This is a genomic window from Pseudomonas sp. NPDC089569 (genome assembly GCF_050280625.1).
Taxonomy (GTDB): domain Bacteria; phylum Pseudomonadota; class Gammaproteobacteria; order Pseudomonadales; family Pseudomonadaceae; genus Aquipseudomonas.
In genome coordinates, this window is the sequence record NZ_JBNNVQ010000109.1 from 1 (window position 1) to 18046 (window position 18046).

The following is an 18046-nucleotide window of genomic DNA, read 5'->3' on the forward strand; positions in this document are numbered from 1 at the left end:
CTTCCAGACGCATGCGCAGCAGCAATACCGCGCCGAAGAAACAGTAGAACCCCAACGCCGTCAGCAGCAACGGTAGACAACGTGATGGGCATGGCCAAGGCCTCCCTGGAAGCGGGTGTACGTTACCTGGCCGGTTCCCTGGGCCCGGACGGTACTCGCGTCAACTGCGTATCGGCAGGCCCGATCCGCACCCTCGCCGCTTCCGGCATCAAGAACTTCCGCAAGATGCTGGCCGCCAACGAAGCGCAAACCCCGCTGCGTCGCAACGTCACCATCGAAGAAGTCGGCAACGCCGGCGCCTTCCTGTGCTCTGACCTGGCGTCGGGCATCAGCGGTGAAATCATGTACGTCGACGGTGGCTTCAACACCACCGCCATGGGCAGCATCGAAGAGTGATCTTCGGCTAGCCGATAAAAAACCCGCCGCTTGAGGCGGGTTTTTTTATGCCTGCGATTTTGGAGCGTCGCCATTTCATGTGGGAGCGAGCCTGCTCGCGATAGCGGTAGACCAGCCAGTAAAGATGTTGAGCCTGATATCGCCATCGCGAGCAGGCTCGCTCCCACATTTGAATGGTGCTAGCCGCAGGGCAGCGAGCCGGCGAACAGGGCCGATCTATCGCCCCATCACCCTTTCGATTTGCGCCAAAAGCTCTTCGACCGTGCCATGCACCGCCGGGTCGTATTCGATCTGACCGATGCTGAAGCGGATGTCGTACCCGCGATGCACCGTGGCGTTGCGTTCATCAAGTATTTCTTCGAGCCGCGCCTTGATCGCCGTGATGTCCACGCTGCCTGAACCGGTGAGCAAGACAACGAATGTGGCGCCCTCCAGGCGTCCGGTCACATCGCTTTCGCGGAAAGCGATGCGCAACACATCGGCAAAGGTTTTCAGGGCATCGTCGCCCTCGGCGCGGCCAAACAGGTAATTGATGCGCTTGAAGTCATCGAGATTGAAGAACAGCAGCGTTGCCGGTCGATCCAGTTGCCCGCAGGCATCGAGCCCCGACCGGGCCAGGGCAATGAAACCGTGACGATTGGGCAGCAGGGTCAGTTCATCCATGCTCGCCATCTGCACGCCCGCCAGCGCTTGCTCGGCCTTGCGGGCGAGGTCGCGCAGCAGTTCGCGCTCCTGTGCCGGTGTACGCAAGGTGCCTGTGCAGGCGCCTTTTTTGTGCGGCTTGCCTGAAATGAGCATCACATACTCCCTGGACGGGTATGTTCTTTAGAGCTCGCGATACCACATTTGACTCGATATTCACGGGCCGTTGGTCAGCTTCCCGCAACCGGGCACGGACCTCCCGCATCCGCCCATAGCTTGAACTGTGTGACAAAAAGGTCATGAGGCACCGGCACCGGCGCGCGATTGCCACCCGGGTTCCAGCCCCAGAGCACCAGTTTATCTTCGCTGACATGCTTGATCAGCGCGGCGAAATCACGGTCGCCGTTGCTTGCCCGGTCCTTGATCATGCTGCACAGGCGGTCAGGCGGCAGACCGATCCAGGCCATTTTGTGCGCCGCCGGCGGCAGGCTCCAATGAGGTGCGCCCGGTGGCGCGCCAGGACCATAACTGGCCGGAGGATTTTCCTGGCCGTGGCAACTGGCACAGGGCAGCCCGGCCGCTCCTTTGCCATCCATGCCGCGCACGACGTTCATGGCATGGGGTACGCCGGCATCGAACTGCAGGGGCGAATCGCCGGGAATGTGACAGTTCTGGCAGCGGGGACTCTGGAACACCTGCTGCACCGTGTCGAACGCCTTCAATGCCTCCTTGTCCTCGGCGAACAGCTCCGTTGCATAAACAACAAGGCAGATCAATATCACCGCGCCGAGCAACCAGTGATGCCGTTTCATCTCACACCCCCGACAGTTGCAGCGGCAATTCGCGCAGCCGTTGCCCGGTCAAGGCAAACACTGCATTGGCAACCGCCGGTGCCGTGGGGGGCACACCGGCCTCGCCGATGCCGCCGGGTTTTTCGCTGCTGGGCAGGATATGCACCTCGACCACCGGCATCTCGTTGAGCCGCAGCACCTTGTAATCGTGGTAGTTGGACTGCACCACCTTGCCGTCCTTGAACGTCAGTTTGCTGTGCAAGGTGAACCCCAGCCCGAAAGCAATGCACGACTCCATTTGCGCAGCGATGCTTTGCGGGTTGACCGCAATGCCGCAATCCACCGCACAGACCACCCGATGCACACGGATCGCGAGGTTATCCTCAGACACCTCGGCGACCTGCGCCACGAAACTGCCGAAAGACTCATGCACGGCCACGCCCAAGGCATGACCATCGGGCAACGGCGCCTTCCAGTTGGCTTTTTCCACCGCCAGGTTCAACACCCCCAGATGCCTTGGATGGTCCTTGAGCAAGGTCCTGCGATACTCCACCGGATCCTTGCCCGCCGCCGCGGCCAGCTCATCGATCAGCGACTCCATGACGAAGGCCGTATGGGTATGCCCCACCGAACGCAGCCACAGTACGCTGATACCGGTTTTCGGCGAATGCAGGTCAACCTGATGGTTGGCCAGCCCCTCAAGGTAAGGGCTGTCGGCGACCCCTTCGACCGACGTTTTGTCGATACCGTTCTTGACCATGGCCGCTTCCAGTGAAGTACCGGCCATGATCGATTGACCCACCAGCACATGTTTCCATGCCATGGGCAATCCATCGGGGCCGACGCCGATGCGTGCCTGATGCAAGAACGCCGAACGGTAGTAGCCGCCACGGATGTCGTCCTCGCGCGCCCACACGGTTTTCACCGGCCCGCCGACGGCCTTGGCGACTTGCACGGCCTCGGCGACAAAGTCCGAGGTCGGATTGGCCCGGCGGCCGAAACCGCCGCCGAGAAACTCGGTGTGGATCACCACTTGCTCCGGTTTGAGCCCGGTGATCTTGCCGGCGATCATCTGGTCCAGCGTCTGAAATTGTGTACCGGTCCAGATCTCGCATTGATCCTGGGTGATCTTCACCGTGCAATTGAGCGGTTCCATGGGGGCATGGGCCAGATACGGCACACTGTATTCGGCCTCCAGCGTCCTGGTCGCCTTCGCCAATGCCGCCTGCGCATCACCCGCCTGGCTGGCCACCATGCCGGGCGTCGCGGCAAGCTTGCGGAAACTCTCCAGCAGTTTCTGACTGTCGAGCCCGGTATTCGGGCCCAGGTCCCAGTCGATATGCAGCGCATCGCGCCCCAGTTTCGCCGCCCAGTAGTGATCGGCAATCACTGCGACGCCGGTCGGCACCTGCACCACTTTGTGCACGCCGGGCACCGCCAGAGCCTCGGCGCCTTCAAAGGATTTGACGCTGGCGCCGAACACCGGCGACCGGGCAACCATCGCGGTCATCAGGCCATCGAACTGCACATCCATGCCGAATTTGGCGCGACCGGTGATTTTTTCCGGTGTATCCAGTCGTTTGGTGGGCTTGCCGATGATGCGCCAGTCCTTGGCCTCTTTCAGTGTGATTGAAGCTGGATCCCGCGCCGGCAGCTTGCCGGCGTCATCGGCCAGTTCGCCATAGGTGGCCCGTTGTTCGCCGGCAATCACCACCCCCGACTCCGTGCGGATAGCGGATGGCGCAACGTTGAAACGCTTGGCCGCCGCTTCTATCAACATCAGGCGAGCCACCGCGCCCGCCCGCCGGTAGCGATCGAATTCCATCCAGGTCGAGGTCGAGCCTCCGGTGATTTGCATGCCGCCGAACCCCGCCAGACCGTAGTCCGCGGCTGATGCCGGTGCGTGTTCGACACGGATTTTCGACCAGTCGGCGTCCAGTTCTTCAGCGATGAGCATGGTCAGGCCGGTCCAGATGCCCTGCCCCATTTCCGAATGGCCAAGCAACACGGTGACGCTGTTGTCGTTGCCGATACGCAGGAACGCATTGGGTGCAAACAGGTGGCCCTGATTCTCGGCACCCACGGCAAAACGATGGGCGGCGGGGATGACGAACGCCACCACCAGGCCACCGCCCAGCACGGCACTGCCCTTGAGAAATTCGCGACGCGATGGCGCATTCAAGCTGTTCATCGCCTTCAAACCAATTGCGCGGCGCGTTTGACCGCGGCGCGAATTCTTGGATAGGTGCCGCAACGGCAGATATTGCCGGACATGGCCTGATCGATATCCCGGTCGTTCGGTTGCGGGATCTTCGCCAGCAAGGCTGCCGCCGACATGATCTGCCCGGACTGGCAGTACCCGCACTGGACCACATCGAGTTCGGCCCAGGCGCGCTGCACCGGGTGCGTACCATCGGTGGACAGGCCTTCGATGGTGAGGATTTTCTGCCCTTGGGCCACGGCTGTGGCGGGCGTAATGCAGGACCGTAGCGGCGCGCCGTCGATATGCACGGTGCAGGCACCGCACTGGGCCATGCCACAGCCGAACTTGGTTCCGGTCAGATGGGCGACATCGCGCAGAACCCAGAGCAGCGGCATATCCGCGGGGACATCCAACTCCTGTACCTGACCGTTGATATTGAGGGTCAGCATTGCGAAGGTCCTCAGACTCACGGTGTTCTGAAGAGGGCGTCGCTGTGGTTCTCAAAGACCTACGCACGCCTCGGTTATCCCTTCAGCTAAGCCCAATTTGCTTCGCAGGCCGAACTCTAGCGACCACCGGTCACACGCGTACACCCATTTCCGCCGGTTTTCCTGTAGGAGCGAGCAGGCTCGCGATGGACGTCAACGATAACGATGGCGGTCTGACGCCCCGCGGCGCCCTTTCTTCCATCGCGAGCATGCTCGCTCCTACAGGGGCTCAGGACGAGCTTTGAGCAAGATGTCGGTGTAGCGCAGCAGGAACAGCCCGAACGCCGCACACCACAGCAGTGCCGACAAGCCCAGGCCCAATCCGGAAAACGGCACCAGCAACACCCGTGAGAGCCCAGCGATCAACACCAGAGCGAACCCCGCGACAATGGCCTTGGAAGGCAACAACGGCCGCCCTGTATGGCCCAGACTGACCCGCGCGATCATCGCCAGAATCAACCCGCCCACCCCGCCCACCGCCAGCGAATGGGTCGCCAGGCTCTGTTGCGGCATCCTGCCTGCGTGCCAGAGCGCCATGGCGAAAACCGCCACCACCAGCCAGGCATACGCCAGATACAGCGACCACAGCAGCGGTACACGCCAGATGCCTCGATCATGCCAGCGCCACAAGCGCTGCAGGTGCAAGGCGCCCATCAGCACGAACAACGCCGCCAGCCAAAGGCTGGGCGCATCTTGCCAACCCAGGGCAAACGTCAGCGCGGCAAACAAGCCACTGACCAACAGGACTCGAGTCGGCCAGGCACTAGTGGCGCGTTGCGCAGAACGATTCAAACCGCGCTGGATGAAGAACGGAATCACTCGCCCACCGATCACACTCATCAAGGCGCCCACCAGCCACAGAGCAGCCAGTACACCGTGGCGCTGCAACCCGGCATCGTCGGTGAAGATCCCCCACAGTGTCATGACCTGACACCCGGCCAGTAACATCACCATGAGCAGAATCGGATAGTTGTCGCGTTTGCCGGCCGCCACCAGGTCTCGACCCAGCACGCCGGCCAGCAGCGGCAAAAACGGCAACTGCATCAGCAGCGACAAAGAAGGCGCAACCGGCAGCCACCAGACCAGCCGCGCCGCCAGCCAGACCAGCACCAGCCCAATCAGCGGCCAACCCTTGAGCCCCGGTCGACCGGTCCAGTTCGGCACCGCGGTCAACAGAAACCCGGCAATGATCGCCACGGCAAACCCGAACGGCATTTCGTGCCGGTGCCAGGCGAGCATGCCGCCCACCGGTTGCACACCCGGCATGCGGCCGTACAACCACAAGGCCCAGATCGCCACCGCCAGCGCGGCGAAAGCGGCCCCGGCGAGGAAAAACGGACGAAAACCCAGGCTGAATACGGGAACAGCGGCCAGTTTGCGCATCACGCCAGCGCCTCTGCCAGGGATTTGCTCAAGCGGTGCTGGGACAACAGGCGCATGACGTAGCCGATTTTCAACAGGGTCGGCCCGACAATGGTCATGGCATGCAACGACACCAGCGCCACGATGGAAAGATGGCCGGCGTACAGGTAAGCCCCGTAAATCCCTGCCAGCAGCATCGTCAGGCCTACGCCAAGCACACGGCTGGACAGATGCAGAACATTGCGGGGGTTGCTGAAGAAATGGAACATTTTCCGTACTCCTGAAGTCGTTCAGTTGTACGTGGAAGACATCAAGTCTTGTGCCAGTTCCTGCGGCCTTATGGATCAGCTGCTTGCGGGTGATCGAGTCATATCGACTCACAGACAAAATAGTCACAGTGACTACCAATGAAGTCATAGTGACTATTTATGCCCGCGACTTTACGCACACTGGGCGATCTACGGCACGCCGCCTCTACCACAGGCTGGCTACGCTGATATTCCAGCATGCAAAAACCTGCCAAGGAGACCCGCCATGCTTCATGTTCAAAAACTCACACCCTGCCTGTGGTTCGACGATCAGGCCGAGGACGCGGCAAAGTTCTACTGCTCGATCTTCGACCATTCGAAAATCACCGCCATCACCCACTACGGTCATGCCGGCTTCGACCTTCACGGGCGGCCCGAGGGCTCGGTCATGACGGTCAGCTTCGAACTCGACGGGCAGAGTTTCACCGGTCTTAACGGCGGTCCGATGTTCAAGTTCACCGAGGCAGTTTCATTCCAGGTCAATTGCCAGACCCAGGAAGAAGTCGACCACTTCTGGGGCAACCTGTCCGCCGGAGGTGTTCCGCAGGCTCAGCAATGCGGCTGGCTCAAGGACAAGTTCGGGGTGTCCTGGCAAATCGTACCGGTGGCGTTGATGGAGATGATGAAAGACCCCGATACGGCAAAGTCGCAACGCGCAATGGAAGCGATGCTGCAAATGAAAAAACTCGATATTGCCACCCTCAGGAGAGCCTTTGACGGCGAGAGCTAATACACTGCCAGGCCTATCCGTCGAGGACTGACCATGAAGCTCTGCAAGCCAGGGGACAGCGACAAGGCCCCGCGTTTCTGGCGCGATGACGCCCTGCCCTTCATCGAGGCACGTTCCATCGCCGATGGGCGCGAGGTCTGCTACAGCCGCCATTCCCACGAGCACTTTTCCATCGGCGCGATCACTGCCGGGCGCAGTACGTATGTTCACGAGCAATCGCGATTCGAGGTCGATGCCGGTACCGTGGTATTGATGAATCCCGGCGATGTTCACGCCTGCAATCCGATCGATGACCAACCCTGGTCATACTTGATGCTGTACGTCGATACGGCGTGGCTGACGGACTTGCAGCATCAGTTGGGCTTTGCCAATGACCAGGCGTTTCGTCGCTTCGCCATCACCCATACGCAAGACATGACGCTGTTCAACGGCTTGCAGAACGTGTACGAGGTGCTGGTCGACCAGCAGCAGGATGTACTGCACAAGCACAGTGCAGTCGCGGAATTTTTTACCGACGTGCAACTACGGCTGAACCCGGCCGATCAACCGCTGCGCGAACCTGACACCCGGCTGGCGCTTGCCGCCGGATTCATCCGCGATCACTGCACGCAAACGCTCAGGCTCGAAGACATTTGTGCAGCCGCTCAACTGTCGCAGTCCTACCTGATCCGCGCTTTCAAGCAGCACTACGGCATGACGCCCCACGCTTTCCTGATCAACCGGCGCATCCAGTTCGCCCGAGATCAACTGCGCAGAGGCAAGCTGATCGCGGACGTGGCACTGGAAGCGGGATTTGCCGATCAGGCGCATTTTCAGCGCGCGTTCAAACAGCATCTGGCGGCGACACCGGGGCAGTATCGGGGGTAAGACCCGGCACCTAAGACACCAACAGATACACCGCGCTCGCCGCCAGCAGCAGCGCCATGATCCGATTGAACCCACGCATGGCCGCCGGATTGTTCAGATAGCCTCGCAGGAACGTCCCGACCCAGGCCCAGCAGCCGACCGAGAGGTAGCAGATCACCAGGTACACCGCAGCGAATTGCCAGACCAGCCGCGCTTCGCCATCGGCGACAAACGCGCCCATGCCCGCCACGCAGGCCAGCCAGGCTTTCGGATTGAGCCATTGCATGACGGCGCCGTACAGCATCGACGGCGCCCGGTCCGAATCCTTCGCTTCAAGTTGCCCATTGTCGCAAGCCAGTTTGAACGCCATGTACAACAGAAACGCCACACCGGCCCACTGCACCGCCTGGGTCATCTCCGGCCAGCGCCGCAATAACTCATGCAGCCCCAGCCCCATCAGCACCAGGAGCAACACGAACCCAAGCGTCGCGCCGGCGACATGCCGTTGACTGGCGCGAAAGCCGAAACGCGCGCCGGCGCTCAACGCCACGATATTCACAGGCCCCGGGGTTATCGACGCGGCCAACGCAAACGCCGCCATGGACATCATCAGACTCATTGCACACCTTCTTCCTGTTAGTTGAACCAGGCCTGAAGGTAAAGCGACCTTCGGTGCGCGTATTGAAGAAAACTGCCCTGTGCATCATCCGCCCCATTAAAACGCCCTCCCTCTCGTAGGAGCGAGGCTTGCCCGCGAACACAGCCTCACGACATGCCATGATTTCGAAAACGCTTTCGCCGGCAAGCCTGGCTCCTACGGCGAACGCAGCCTCACGTCATTCGATGACTTCGAAAACGCCTTCGCCGGCAAGCCTGGCTCCTACGGCGAACGCAGCCTCACGTCATGCGATGATTTCGAAAACGCTTTCGCCGGCAAGCCTGGCTCCTACGGATGTTGGGGCGGCCATAAAATATTGGTGTGCCGCGAACACGCTGGACCCTGGCTCATCACGATGAGTAATAGCTGACCACCCTCTTCACTTTCACCAGCGCCGCGCGCAGGGCGTCCATGTCCACCGAGCCCAATGCCAGGCGTATGGCGTGGGGCACGTGGGTGGTCATGGCAAAGGGTTCGGCGGGTGACACCGAGACCTGTTCACGCATCAGCGCCATGGCTATCCGGTCGGCCCGAGCGTCTTCGGTCAGCGGCAGCCAGATGAAATACGAAGACGGATGGCTGATAAACCTGAGCCCTGCCAGCTCCTGTCGAGCCAGGGCTTGCCGGGCTTGCGCGTCGGCGCGTTTTTGCCCTTCCAGCCTTATCACGGTGCCGTCATCGAGCCAGGCCGTGGCGATGGCGGTCATCACGCCCGGCGTATTCCAGGTGGTTGCCATGACGGTACGTTCGAATGCCGCGATCCACTGCACGGGCGCCGCCATGAAGCCGACGCGCAAACCGGTGGCGACGCTCTTGGACAAACCATTGATGTAAACCGTTCTTTCCGGCGCCAGATCGGCCAGGGGCGGCGGCGAAACTTCAGCGAGAAAGGCGTAGGCCGCGTCTTCGATGATCATCAGATCATGCTGGCGGGCGATTGCCACCAGGTGTTCGCGCTGCCCGGCCCCCATCACCCAACCCAGCGGATTGTGCAAGGTCGGCATCGAGTAGACGGCCCGTACCGGACGGCTGCGGCACAGTTTCTCCAAAGCCGCCAAGTCCGGCCCACTGTCGGTGACGGGAATCGGCAGCACTTCCAGGTGCAGGGTTTCGGCCAGCGTCTTGAACCCGGGGTACGTCAAGGCATCAGCGGCGATCACGTCGCCGGGCTTGAGCAGCGTCATCATCGCCACCGCCAGACCGTGCTGGGCGCCACTGACGATCAACACCTGTTCGGCGGGCACTTTCAAACCGCGCTCGAGCAGATGACGCGCCACCGACGCCCGCTCATGCAGGCGCCCGGCATGGGGCTGATAGCGCAGGAGTGCCTCCAGATCGCCCGATAGCGCCAGCTGACGCAAGGCATTGCGCAACAAATCGGCCTGGCCGGGCAACGACGGGTAGTTGAAGTTGAGATCGATCATTCCCGCGGCTATCACCGATTGTGAAATACCCTGTCCCGGCGGTAGCGATGTCTCCCTGACGAACGTGCCGCGCCCGGTCTCGCCGCTGACCAGCCCCATGCCTTCAAGCTCGGCATACACCCGGCTGGCAGTGACCAGCGCCAACCCGTGCTCCGTGGCCAGTTGCCGATGAGTCGGCAGGCGTGTGCCGGGCGGCAGGCGCCCCGAACGAATGTCGGCGGCAAAGGCATCCACCAGCGTCTTGTAGCGGGATCGAGGCATGTCGAGATGTATCCATGACAATTTTTTGATTGTATCGATACTCAGCCATAGGATGGGTTTCATGCAACCGGACAATGAGCGTGAGTCGAATGGAACAGACATCGAAGCTTCAAAACCAGGCGCTGCACGGCAATGCCGGCGGCTGGATCAACGGCCTGATCGGCGTGGTGATATTCAGCGGCTCCCTGCCCGCGACACGGGTGGCAGTGGCGCAGTTCGATCCGGTGTTCCTGACCGTGGCCCGTGCCACCATCGCGGCGATTCTGGCGCTTGGCCTGCTGTTGTTGTTCAAGCAAAAACGCCCCGCACGCCATCAACTGCTGTCCCTGATCGTCGTGGCGCTGGGCGTGGTGGTCGGTTTCCCGTTGCTGACCGCGCTAGCCTTGCAATACGTGACCTCGGCGCATTCCATCGTCTTCGTCGGCCTGCTGCCGCTCGCCACGGCAACGTTCGGTGTCTTGCGCGGCGGCGAGCGCCCAAGGCCGGTGTTCTGGATTTTCTCCGTGCTCGGCAGTCTGCTGGTCGTCGGCTTTGCCGTGGCCCAGGGCCTGAGCGCATCGCCCCAGGGTGACATTCTGATGCTGCTGGCGATTCTGGCTTGCGGCCTGGGCTACGCCGAAGGCGCAAAGCTGTCGCGCACACTGGGCGGCTGGCAGGTGATCAGTTGGGCACTGGTGCTGGCGTTGCCGGTAATGGCAGCGCTGGCCTGGTGGCGCCTGCCGCCGTCGTTCAGTGGCATCGGCACACCGGCCTGGCTCAGCCTGGCTTACGTGTCGTTGTTCAGCATGCTGATCGGCTTTGTATTCTGGTATCGCGGGCTGGCTCAGGGCGGCATCGCCGCCGTCGGGCAACTGCAATTGCTGCAACCGTTCTTCGGCCTGGCGCTGGCGGCAACCTTGCTGCACGAACAGGTCAGTATCGGCATGATCGCAGTGACCACGGCAGTTATTCTGTGTGTCGCCGGGGCGAAAAGGTACTCGCGCTAGCCACTGCTCTGCTGCTTGTCACCATGACTGTATAGGGCGATCCACCCCATGGCCGTGATAAAAAGACGGCACTCGCAACAGGAGCCCGTCGATGGACCTCGCCACACTCTCCCTCTTTCTGCCGGCCTGCTTCGCCCTGAACATGGCGCCAGGCCCGAACAATCTGCTGTCGGTCAGCAATTCGACCCGCTACGGCTATCGTACTGCCTGCCTGGCCGGTGTCGGTCGACTGCTGGCATTCGCCGGGATGATCGCCCTGGCCTCGGCGGGCCTGGCAGTGGTGCTGCAAACCTCGGCGTTATTGTTCTACGCCATCAAGATCCTGGGAGCCGCGTACCTGTTCTACCTCGCCTGGCAACTGTGGCGCGCCGAGCCGGGCGTGGAAACCGTCGCGGCCGCTGCGCCGGTGGGCATGCTGGCACTGGCCCGGCAGGAATTCCTTGTCGCTGCGGGCAATCCGAAAGCCATCCTGATCTTTACCGCATTCCTGCCGCAATTCGTCGATTCGACCCGCGCCATCACGCCACAATTCGCCGTGCTGGGTGCGCTGTTCCTGATTCTGGAATGGATCGCCATCGCCGCCTACGCCTACATGGGCCTGCACATGCGCCGCTGGTTCGCCCGGCCGAGCGGCAAGCGGATGTTCAATCGTTGCTGCGCAGGATTGCTGACGGCCGCGGCCTCCGTATTGCTGATGGCCCGCAGGACCTGAGGCATTGCTTTCAATGTGGGAGCGAGCCTGCTCGCGACAGGGCCTGCGCGATACATCAGTGAAAAAGCGCCGCCTGCATCGCGAGCAGGCTCGCTCCCACAATGATGGGTGATGGAATTCGCTGTCGATTTTCCGGTGGAGGCGACGCCCGTCGCGATCTAAGCTGCGTCCATGAACCTACATACCAAGCTCCTTCCGCCCCATGCCGAGATGGTTCGCGCCATGCTCGAACGAGACACCGCCTACGAGGGGGTGTTTTTCACTGCGGTAAAAACCACCGGGATCTTCTGCCGCCCCAGTTGTACGGCACGCAAGCCGAAGCCTGAGAACGTCGAATTCTTCGCTCACACCGAGCAATGCCTGTCGGCGGGCTATCGCGCCTGCCTGCGTTGCAAACCGCTGGATGCCGCGGACAGTACACCGGACTGGGTGCAAAGGCTGTTCAAGGCCGTGGACGCCGACCCCGAACAGCGCTGGAGCGACACCCGTTTACTCGCCGAAGGCATCGAGCCGCTGAAGTTGCGCCGCTGGTTCAAGCAACATTTCGGCATGACCTTTCATGCCTGGCTGCGCAACCGGCGCCTGGGCATGGCGCTGGACGGCATCAAGCAAGGCGATTCCATCGACAGCGCGGCGTTCGATTCAGGCTATGAATCCCTCAGCGGTTTTCGCGATGCGTTTCAAAAGTCCTTCCATATCACGCCGGGCCGCGCCGCCAACAGTGAGCCACTGTTGTTTACCCGACTGACCACGCCGCTGGGTCCCATGATCGCCATGGCCGAGCGCAGGGGACTGGTGCTGCTGGAGTTTCTCGACCAGGCGAGTTTGAACCGGGAAATCGAAGCGCTGCAAAACCGCTTCGGCTATGCGGTCGCGCCGGGGCATAACAGCCATTTGCAGCAGATCGAAGTACAACTGGCGGAGTATTTTGCCGGCGAACGCACCGAATTCAGCCTCAGCCTGCACATGCCCGGCAGCGAGTTTTCCCGCCAGGTCTGGGCCCATCTGCAAAAGATCCCTTACGGCCAGACCACCACTTACGGCGCCATCGCGGCGCTGCTGGGCAAACCGGGGGCCAGCCGCGCGGTGGGACTGGCCAATGGTCACAACCGCCTCTCGATTGTCGTGCCCTGCCACCGGGTCATCGGTGCCGACGGCTCGCTGACCGGCTACGCTGGAGGCGAACCGCGCAAGGCGTTTCTGCTGCGGCTGGAACACGCCGCGCTGCAGATCACCGAGCAGCTGGCCTTCTGATCAACACCTGCGTTCGTCAGCCTTCAAGGATGTTTCATGCCTGACCTGTACTTGCCCGCCACACAGTTCCTGGCTGCCATCGATGACGACTGGCGCCGCCATATCGACGCCGTGGGTCCCTGCCTGCACCAACCCCATGCCGCCCGCGATCCCTATGAATCGCTGGTGCGGGCAATCGCTTACCAGCAACTGCACGCCAGGGCCGGCGATGCGATTGTCGGCCGCTTGCTGGCGTTGTACCCGCAGGACAGTTTTCCTCGACCCGAGCAGATTGTCGCCACCGACTTCGATCACCTGCGCGCGTGCGGCTTTTCCGCCAGCAAGATCGCGACCATCCAGGGCATCGCCCAGGCCACGCTCGACGGTGTGGTGCCGGACTACGCCACAGCGCTGGCCATGACCGATGAAGCGCTGATCGAACGTCTGGTCACCCTGCGCGGCGTGGGCCGCTGGACCGTGGAGATGCTGTTGATCTACAGCCTGGAGCGACCGGACATTTTGCCGGCCGATGACTTTGGCGTGCGCGAAGGCTACCGGCGCCTCAAGGGGCTGGAAGTCCAACCGACACGCAAGCAGATGATCGACATCGGCTTGCCATGGAGCCCTTACCGGACCGTGGCTGCGTGGTACTTGTGGCGGGTGTCCGGCAAATAACCCGTCGCTAGGAGCATGACACCTCTGACGTGGGAGCGAGCCTGCTCGCGAAGGCGTCGGCATGTTCAGTGCAAATCTTCTAGGCTGAAACCGATCATCACACTCATCGGAGGCCACGATGCAACTCGAAGGCTCCTGCCATTGCGGCGCAGTGTCGTTCAGCCTGACCAGCGCTCACCCCGTCCCATATCAGCGCTGCTATTGCTCGATTTGCCGCAAGACCCAGGGCGGTGGCGGTTATGCAATCAACATCGCCGGCGACGCCAACAGCCTCAAGGTACGCGGGCGCAGGAATGTCGCGGTTTACCATGCGCTGCTCAAGGGCGAAGGTGAAAAGCGTGCTCACCGCAGCAGTGCCGAGCGACATTTCTGTTCGGTGTGCGGTTCGGGATTGTGGCTGTTCAGCCCCGAGTGGCCGGAATTGATCCACCCCTTCGCATCGGCCATCGATACCCCGCTACCGGTGCCGCCGCAGCACACGCATTTGATGCTGCAGTCCAGGGCGCCCTGGGTAGAGGTCGAAGTGCAGCCCAACGATCGGCAATTCGACGGCTACCCCGAAGAATCCATCGCCGAATGGCATGAACGCCTGCACCTGAACCTGAACCTGTAGGAGCGAGGCTTGCCCGCGATGGACGCAAGAACACCGCGGGGTGCCAGGCTTCCAGCGTTATCGTTGACGACCATCGCGAGCTTGCTCGCTCCTACAGGGGTCAGGCGGCTGCCGGAATACCGCTGTGGAAGCGGAATTCCACGTCCGGGGACTCGATCAGCTCCTGTTCGGCGGCGCGGACCTTGTCGATCACCTGGGCGATGTCCCTGGCGTCGCCGTACTGATAAGCCAGCTTCAGGTAACCCTGGAAGTGCCGGGCCTCGCTTTTGAGCAGACCGAAGTAGAACTTGCCGAGTTCTTCGTCCAGATGCGGCACCAGCGCTTCGAAACGCTCGCAACTGCGGGCCTCGATGAACGCCCCCACCACCAGCGTATCCACCAGCTTCACCGGCTCGTGACTGCGCACCACCTTGCGCAGCCCGGAGGCATAACGCCCGGCCGACAGCTGGCGCAATTCGATCTTGCGCCTTTTCATCAGGCGCATCACTTGCTCGTGGTGAACCAGCTCTTCCCGGGCCAGGCGCGACATCATGTTGATCAGGTCGACGTGGGAGTGATACTTGGCAATCAGGCTCAGCGCCGTACTGGCGGCCTTGAATTCGCAATTCTTGTGGTCGATCAGCAGGGTCTCCTGATCGGCCAGCGCGGCCTGGACCCAGCCGTCGGGGGTGCGACAGCCAAGGAACTCGTGTATTTCGGGAAGGATCATGGGGCCCACGGGATATAAGGTTCAAAACGAAGGGCGCCGATTATACCGGCCTGTCGGCAGACCACCAGTCGCCGACCGTTGATATGTATCAACGCCGTGGATGCCGGGCAGCAACTATAGTTGTGCAACGCCGTGTCTTTTCATTTTCAGGAGATCCCGATCATGCAAGCCATACGCAGCATTCTGGTGGTCATCGAGCCCGAGCACTCGGAAAGCCTGGCGCTCAAACGGGCCAAACTGATTGCGGGCGTGACCCAGGCGCATCTGCACCTGCTGGTGTGCGACCCCAAGCATGATCACAGCGCCATGCTGAGCCTGCTCAAGGCCGCCTTGCTGGAGGATGGTTTCAGCGTCACCACCGAACAGGCCTGGAATCAGAGCTTGCACGAGACAATCGTGGATGTGCAGCAGGCCGAAGGTTGCGGTCTGGTGGTCAAGCAGCATTTCCCCGACAGCGCGCTGAAAAAGGCCCTGCTGACGCCGGCAGACTGGAAACTGCTGCGCCATTGCCCCTGCCCGGTGCTGCTGGTCAAAACTTCCGGCTCCTGGAAGGACAAAGTGATCCTGGCGGCGGTCGACGTCGGCAATGCCGATAGCGAACACCGGCACCTGCACAACACCATCATCGATCACGGTTATGACATCGCCAGCCTGGCCAGGGGCAACTTGCACGTGATCAGCGCCCATCCCTCGCCGATGCTGTCGTCACCCGACCCGACCTATCAGCTCAAGGAAACCATCGAGGCGCGCTATCGCGAGCAGTGCAAGGCGTTCCAGGCGGAGTTCGATATCGACGATGAGCACCTGCATATCGAGGAAGGTCCCGCCGATGTGCTGATTCCTTTCATGGTGCACAAACTGCAGGCGGCGGTGACGGTAATCGGCACCGTGGCACGCAGCGGATTGTCCGGAACCTTGATCGGCAACACGGCGGAAGTCGTGCTCGATGCGGTCGAAAGCGATGTGCTGGTGCTCAAGCCGCAGGAGATCGAGGATCATCTCGAGGAAATTGCGGGCAAGCATTGAGATGTGTGGGGCCTGTTGATTGCCCTTCGCGTGTAGGAGCCAGGCTTGCCGGCGAAAGCGTCTTCAAGGCCTGCGCAAAACGCCAGGCCGCCTTCGCCGGCAAGCCTGGCTCCTACGGAGGACATCGGTGCACGTATTTTTTGCGAGCTGACCTACCCGCGAAGCCCCTAGAAATCAGCCGCCCAAGGCATCCTTGAGGAAGCCCGGCGCAATGTAGCGCTGGTAATGCGCCTCGGAGAGCAGGAAGAACTCCCGGTCGATGGCGTCGCGCAACTCCGGCAGTTTCCAGTCGCGAAACTCCGGCAGCAGCACCATGCCGTAGGCTTCCAGATTATTGATGACCCGCGCCCCCCGGGCGATCAACTGGTATGCCCAGCAATAGGGCGACTGGTGCGGCACGAAACGGATCTTGCGTTGCTCCAGCTGCGTCCTGAGCATCGACGCATCGAAAATTTCCACCTTGGCCGCCATCACCTGGGACAACAACTGCTCCAGACGCAACCACACCGCGCGCTTTTCCTCCTCGTTGTAACCATTCCAGTGAATCACTTCATGGTGGAAACGCTTGCAGCCACGGCACACCAGGTCTCCATAAACAGTGGAGCAAAGGCCGACGCAGGGGGTCTTGATGGTCTGATTGGGCATAGGTAGGCAGAACGTGCGAAAGCAAAACAGGCGGGCATGTTAGCCCTTTGTCCGGCATTCATCACCCCTCAAAGTCAAAGGCTAAAGCTGCGCCGCCCCCAAAGACCGCCACCACCAAAGTCCAATAAACCCTGACTTACCTTTAATTTTTTTTTGCCGTAGAATCAGCCTGCCTTTTTAGGCGCCAATGTCCGTTAGAAGCTGTTTTCAAAGCGTCACGAGCACAGTCGTTCCTTCAGAGCGGTGTTGGCGAGGGGTTTTTCCAGCGGGGAAAAGCCCAACGCCAACCCTCATCAGCTCCCGTTCTGCAGGCGTAAAACTTTGAAAGCAGCTTCTGTAAGGAATTGTCGGTAATTCTGGCTAAGTGGCCCACAACGCCATGCAGCGCATGAGTACGGCAATTTCGGGATGAGCGTCCCGGACACCCATTTGGGACCACTGATGAGGGTAATACTGTGCTTGAAGCCTACCGCAAACATATCGAAGAGCGTGCAGCACTGGGTATCGTTCCCCAGCCGCTAAACGCCGAACAAACTGCAGGCCTGGTCGAGCTGCTGAAAAATCCCCCGGCTGGCGAAGAAGCTTTCCTCGTTGACCTGATCACCAATCGCGTTCCACCTGGAGTGGACGAAGCAGCCTACGTCAAGGCCGGCTTCCTTTCCGCCATCGCCAAAGGCGAAGCCAAATCCCCCCTGATCGACAAGAAGCGCGCTGTTGAACTGCTCGGCACCATGCAGGGCGGCTACAACATCGTGACCCTGGTCAACCTGCTGGACGACGCCGAACTGGCGCCAGTGGCTGCCGAAGAACTCAAGCACACCCTGCTGATGTTCGATGCCTTCCACGACGTGGCCGAAAAAGCCAAGAAAGGCAACGTTCACGCCAAGGCCGTGCTGCAATCCTGGGCTGATGGCGAGTGGTTCGTGAAGCGCCCGGTGCTGGCCGACAAGATCAGCCTGCGCGTGTTCAAGGTGACTGGCGAAACCAACACCGACGACCTGTCCCCTGCCCCGGACGCCTGGTCCCGCCCTGACATCCCGCTGCACGCCCTGGCCATGCTGAAAATGGCTCGCGACGGCATCGTGCCTGACGTACAAGGCACCACCGGTCCGATGAAGCAGATCGAAGAAATGCGTAACGCCGGCTTCCCGGTTGCCTACGTAGGCGACGTGGTCGGTACCGGTTCTTCGCGTAAATCGGCCACCAACTCGGTACTGTGGTTCTTCGGCGACGACGTTCCTTACGTGCCGAACCAGGCCACGTCCACGCTGTGGGTACTGGTGATCGGCCTGCTGATCGGTACGGGCTCCGAATTGGTGCTGCGTGTGGTGCGTGCGC

The 18046-nt window shown here is 61.4% G+C and carries 18 protein-coding genes and 3 pseudogenes; 10 read left to right on the plus strand and 11 right to left on the minus strand.

From position 1 onward, the window contains the following. Positions 1 to 76, minus strand: a pseudogene (locus tag ACQKP2_RS27220) (heme ABC transporter permease); the annotation flags it as partial. A 2-nt stretch (positions 77 to 78) separates the two neighbouring features. On the opposite strand from ACQKP2_RS27220, the pseudogene fabI reads away from it, so the two are divergent. Continuing rightward, positions 79 to 396, plus strand: a pseudogene (fabI, locus tag ACQKP2_RS27225) (enoyl-ACP reductase FabI); the annotation flags it as partial. Positions 397 to 612: 216 nt separating this feature from the next. Here fabI and ACQKP2_RS27230 read toward each other — a convergent pair. The 6 genes from ACQKP2_RS27230 to ACQKP2_RS27255 form a co-directional block, all read right to left on the minus strand. Then, positions 613 to 1194: a GGDEF domain-containing protein gene (locus tag ACQKP2_RS27230; protein ID WP_427581071.1), complete on the minus strand. Its 582-nt coding sequence runs from the start codon at positions 1192 to 1194 to the stop codon at positions 613 to 615. A gap of 74 nt (positions 1195 to 1268) precedes the next feature. Continuing rightward, positions 1269 to 1850: a hypothetical protein gene (locus ACQKP2_RS27235; protein WP_427581073.1), complete on the minus strand. Its 582-nt coding sequence runs from the start codon at positions 1848 to 1850 to the stop codon at positions 1269 to 1271. 1 nt (position 1851) lies between these two features. Then, a complete protein-coding gene (locus tag ACQKP2_RS27240; protein WP_427581075.1) occupies positions 1852 to 4020 on the minus strand; it encodes a molybdopterin cofactor-binding domain-containing protein in 2169 nt (722 codons plus the stop codon). A 5-nt stretch (positions 4021 to 4025) separates the two neighbouring features. Beyond that, positions 4026 to 4481, minus strand: coding sequence for a (2Fe-2S)-binding protein (locus tag ACQKP2_RS27245; RefSeq protein ID WP_427581076.1), 456 nt, complete (start codon positions 4479 to 4481; stop codon positions 4026 to 4028). Between the two features lie 258 nt (positions 4482 to 4739). Then, entirely contained in the window at positions 4740 to 5903 is a 1164-nt protein-coding gene (locus ACQKP2_RS27250; protein ID WP_427581078.1) for an NnrS family protein, read from the minus strand. Further along, a complete protein-coding gene (locus ACQKP2_RS27255) occupies positions 5903 to 6151 on the minus strand; it encodes a transmembrane sensor/regulator PpyR (protein WP_427581080.1) in 249 nt (82 codons plus the stop codon). Before ACQKP2_RS27255 ends, ACQKP2_RS27250 begins: the two co-directional genes overlap by 1 nt. Positions 6152 to 6416: 265 nt before the next feature. Here ACQKP2_RS27255 and ACQKP2_RS27260 point away from each other — a divergent pair, with 265 nt between their 5' ends. Next, on the plus strand, positions 6417 to 6920 hold the full coding sequence (locus ACQKP2_RS27260; RefSeq protein WP_427581082.1) for a VOC family protein: 504 nt from the start codon (positions 6417 to 6419) through the stop codon (positions 6918 to 6920). A 33-nt stretch (positions 6921 to 6953) separates the two neighbouring features. Then, the gene (locus tag ACQKP2_RS27265) at positions 6954 to 7787 is read left to right on the plus strand and encodes an AraC family transcriptional regulator (RefSeq protein WP_427581084.1); all 834 of its coding nucleotides are present in this window, start codon (positions 6954 to 6956) and stop codon (positions 7785 to 7787) included. Positions 7788 to 7797: 10 nt separating this feature from the next. Here the strand turns inward: ACQKP2_RS27265 and ACQKP2_RS27270 are convergent, their stop codons facing one another. Together ACQKP2_RS27270 and ACQKP2_RS27275 are read right to left on the minus strand one after the other, a co-directional pair. Next, positions 7798 to 8385: a LysE family translocator gene (locus ACQKP2_RS27270; protein WP_427581086.1), complete on the minus strand. Its 588-nt coding sequence runs from the start codon at positions 8383 to 8385 to the stop codon at positions 7798 to 7800. A gap of 389 nt (positions 8386 to 8774) precedes the next feature. Further along, positions 8775 to 10109 carry a PLP-dependent aminotransferase family protein gene (locus ACQKP2_RS27275; protein WP_427581088.1) on the minus strand — a complete coding sequence of 445 codons (1335 nt, stop codon included), beginning with the start codon at positions 10107 to 10109 and terminating at the stop codon, positions 8775 to 8777. Positions 10110 to 10198: 89 nt separating this feature from the next. On the opposite strand from ACQKP2_RS27275, the gene ACQKP2_RS27280 reads away from it, so the two are divergent. The 5 genes from ACQKP2_RS27280 (at position 10199) to ACQKP2_RS27300 (ending at position 14328) form a co-directional block, all read left to right on the plus strand. Then, complete coding sequence (locus ACQKP2_RS27280) at positions 10199 to 11095, plus strand: DMT family transporter (protein WP_427581090.1); 897 nt, start codon at positions 10199 to 10201, stop codon at positions 11093 to 11095. A 91-nt stretch (positions 11096 to 11186) separates the two neighbouring features. Next, positions 11187 to 11807, plus strand: a complete 621-nt coding sequence (locus tag ACQKP2_RS27285; protein ID WP_427581092.1) for a LysE family translocator — start codon at positions 11187 to 11189, stop codon at positions 11805 to 11807. Positions 11808 to 11978: 171 nt separating this feature from the next. Next, positions 11979 to 13061 (plus strand): bifunctional transcriptional activator/DNA repair enzyme AdaA, encoded by a 1083-nt coding sequence (locus ACQKP2_RS27290; RefSeq protein WP_427581094.1) that lies wholly within the window; start codon positions 11979 to 11981, stop codon positions 13059 to 13061. A gap of 36 nt (positions 13062 to 13097) precedes the next feature. Further along, positions 13098 to 13715, plus strand: coding sequence for a DNA-3-methyladenine glycosylase family protein (locus ACQKP2_RS27295; RefSeq protein ID WP_427581096.1), 618 nt, complete (start codon positions 13098 to 13100; stop codon positions 13713 to 13715). 118 nt (positions 13716 to 13833) lie between these two features. Continuing rightward, positions 13834 to 14328 carry a GFA family protein gene (locus ACQKP2_RS27300; protein ID WP_427581098.1) on the plus strand — a complete coding sequence of 165 codons (495 nt, stop codon included), beginning with the start codon at positions 13834 to 13836 and terminating at the stop codon, positions 14326 to 14328. Between the two features lie 100 nt (positions 14329 to 14428). Here ACQKP2_RS27300 and ACQKP2_RS27305 read toward each other — a convergent pair whose 3' ends face one another. Beyond that, positions 14429 to 15037 (minus strand): tRNA-(ms[2]io[6]A)-hydroxylase, encoded by a 609-nt coding sequence (locus ACQKP2_RS27305; RefSeq protein WP_427581100.1) that lies wholly within the window; start codon positions 15035 to 15037, stop codon positions 14429 to 14431. Between the two features lie 162 nt (positions 15038 to 15199). On the opposite strand from ACQKP2_RS27305, the gene ACQKP2_RS27310 reads away from it, so the two are divergent. Next, the gene (locus ACQKP2_RS27310; RefSeq protein ID WP_427581102.1) at positions 15200 to 16063 is read left to right on the plus strand and encodes a universal stress protein; all 864 of its coding nucleotides are present in this window, start codon (positions 15200 to 15202) and stop codon (positions 16061 to 16063) included. A 174-nt stretch (positions 16064 to 16237) separates the two neighbouring features. On the opposite strand, the gene ACQKP2_RS27315 is transcribed toward ACQKP2_RS27310, so the two are convergent. Further along, a complete protein-coding gene (locus ACQKP2_RS27315; RefSeq protein WP_427581104.1) occupies positions 16238 to 16708 on the minus strand; it encodes a DUF1289 domain-containing protein in 471 nt (156 codons plus the stop codon). A gap of 455 nt (positions 16709 to 17163) precedes the next feature. On the opposite strand from ACQKP2_RS27315, the pseudogene ACQKP2_RS27320 reads away from it, so the two are divergent. Beyond that, positions 17164 to 18046 (plus strand): annotated as a pseudogene (locus ACQKP2_RS27320) (bifunctional aconitate hydratase 2/2-methylisocitrate dehydratase); the annotation flags it as partial.

What these genes read in the sequence shown, in the direction of transcription:
- ACQKP2_RS27235 (WP_427581073.1), bottom strand. Translation starts at nt 1,850, where the DNA reads ATGAAACGGCATCACTGGTTGCTCGGCGCGGTGATATTGATCTGCCTT.
- ACQKP2_RS27255 (WP_427581080.1), bottom strand. Translation starts at nt 6,151, where the DNA reads ATGTTCCATTTCTTCAGCAACCCCCGCAATGTTCTGCATCTGTCCAGC.
- ACQKP2_RS27310 (WP_427581102.1), top strand. Translation starts at nt 15,200, where the DNA reads ATGCAAGCCATACGCAGCATTCTGGTGGTCATCGAGCCCGAGCACTCG.
- ACQKP2_RS27270 (WP_427581086.1), bottom strand. Translation starts at nt 8,385, where the DNA reads ATGAGTCTGATGATGTCCATGGCGGCGTTTGCGTTGGCCGCGTCGATA.
- ACQKP2_RS27315 (WP_427581104.1), bottom strand. Translation starts at nt 16,708, where the DNA reads ATGCCCAATCAGACCATCAAGACCCCCTGCGTCGGCCTTTGCTCCACT.
- ACQKP2_RS27275 (WP_427581088.1), bottom strand. Translation starts at nt 10,109, where the DNA reads ATGCCTCGATCCCGCTACAAGACGCTGGTGGATGCCTTTGCCGCCGAC.
- ACQKP2_RS27300 (WP_427581098.1), top strand. Translation starts at nt 13,834, where the DNA reads ATGCAACTCGAAGGCTCCTGCCATTGCGGCGCAGTGTCGTTCAGCCTG.
- ACQKP2_RS27290 (WP_427581094.1), top strand. Translation starts at nt 11,979, where the DNA reads ATGAACCTACATACCAAGCTCCTTCCGCCCCATGCCGAGATGGTTCGC.
- ACQKP2_RS27305 (WP_427581100.1), bottom strand. Translation starts at nt 15,037, where the DNA reads ATGATCCTTCCCGAAATACACGAGTTCCTTGGCTGTCGCACCCCCGAC.
- ACQKP2_RS27285 (WP_427581092.1), top strand. Translation starts at nt 11,187, where the DNA reads ATGGACCTCGCCACACTCTCCCTCTTTCTGCCGGCCTGCTTCGCCCTG.
- ACQKP2_RS27295 (WP_427581096.1), top strand. Translation starts at nt 13,098, where the DNA reads ATGCCTGACCTGTACTTGCCCGCCACACAGTTCCTGGCTGCCATCGAT.
- ACQKP2_RS27240 (WP_427581075.1), bottom strand. Translation starts at nt 4,020, where the DNA reads ATGAACAGCTTGAATGCGCCATCGCGTCGCGAATTTCTCAAGGGCAGT.
- ACQKP2_RS27230 (WP_427581071.1), bottom strand. Translation starts at nt 1,194, where the DNA reads ATGCTCATTTCAGGCAAGCCGCACAAAAAAGGCGCCTGCACAGGCACC.
- ACQKP2_RS27280 (WP_427581090.1), top strand. Translation starts at nt 10,199, where the DNA reads ATGGAACAGACATCGAAGCTTCAAAACCAGGCGCTGCACGGCAATGCC.
- ACQKP2_RS27250 (WP_427581078.1), bottom strand. Translation starts at nt 5,903, where the DNA reads ATGCGCAAACTGGCCGCTGTTCCCGTATTCAGCCTGGGTTTTCGTCCG.
- ACQKP2_RS27260 (WP_427581082.1), top strand. Translation starts at nt 6,417, where the DNA reads ATGCTTCATGTTCAAAAACTCACACCCTGCCTGTGGTTCGACGATCAG.
- ACQKP2_RS27265 (WP_427581084.1), top strand. Translation starts at nt 6,954, where the DNA reads ATGAAGCTCTGCAAGCCAGGGGACAGCGACAAGGCCCCGCGTTTCTGG.
- ACQKP2_RS27245 (WP_427581076.1), bottom strand. Translation starts at nt 4,481, where the DNA reads ATGCTGACCCTCAATATCAACGGTCAGGTACAGGAGTTGGATGTCCCC.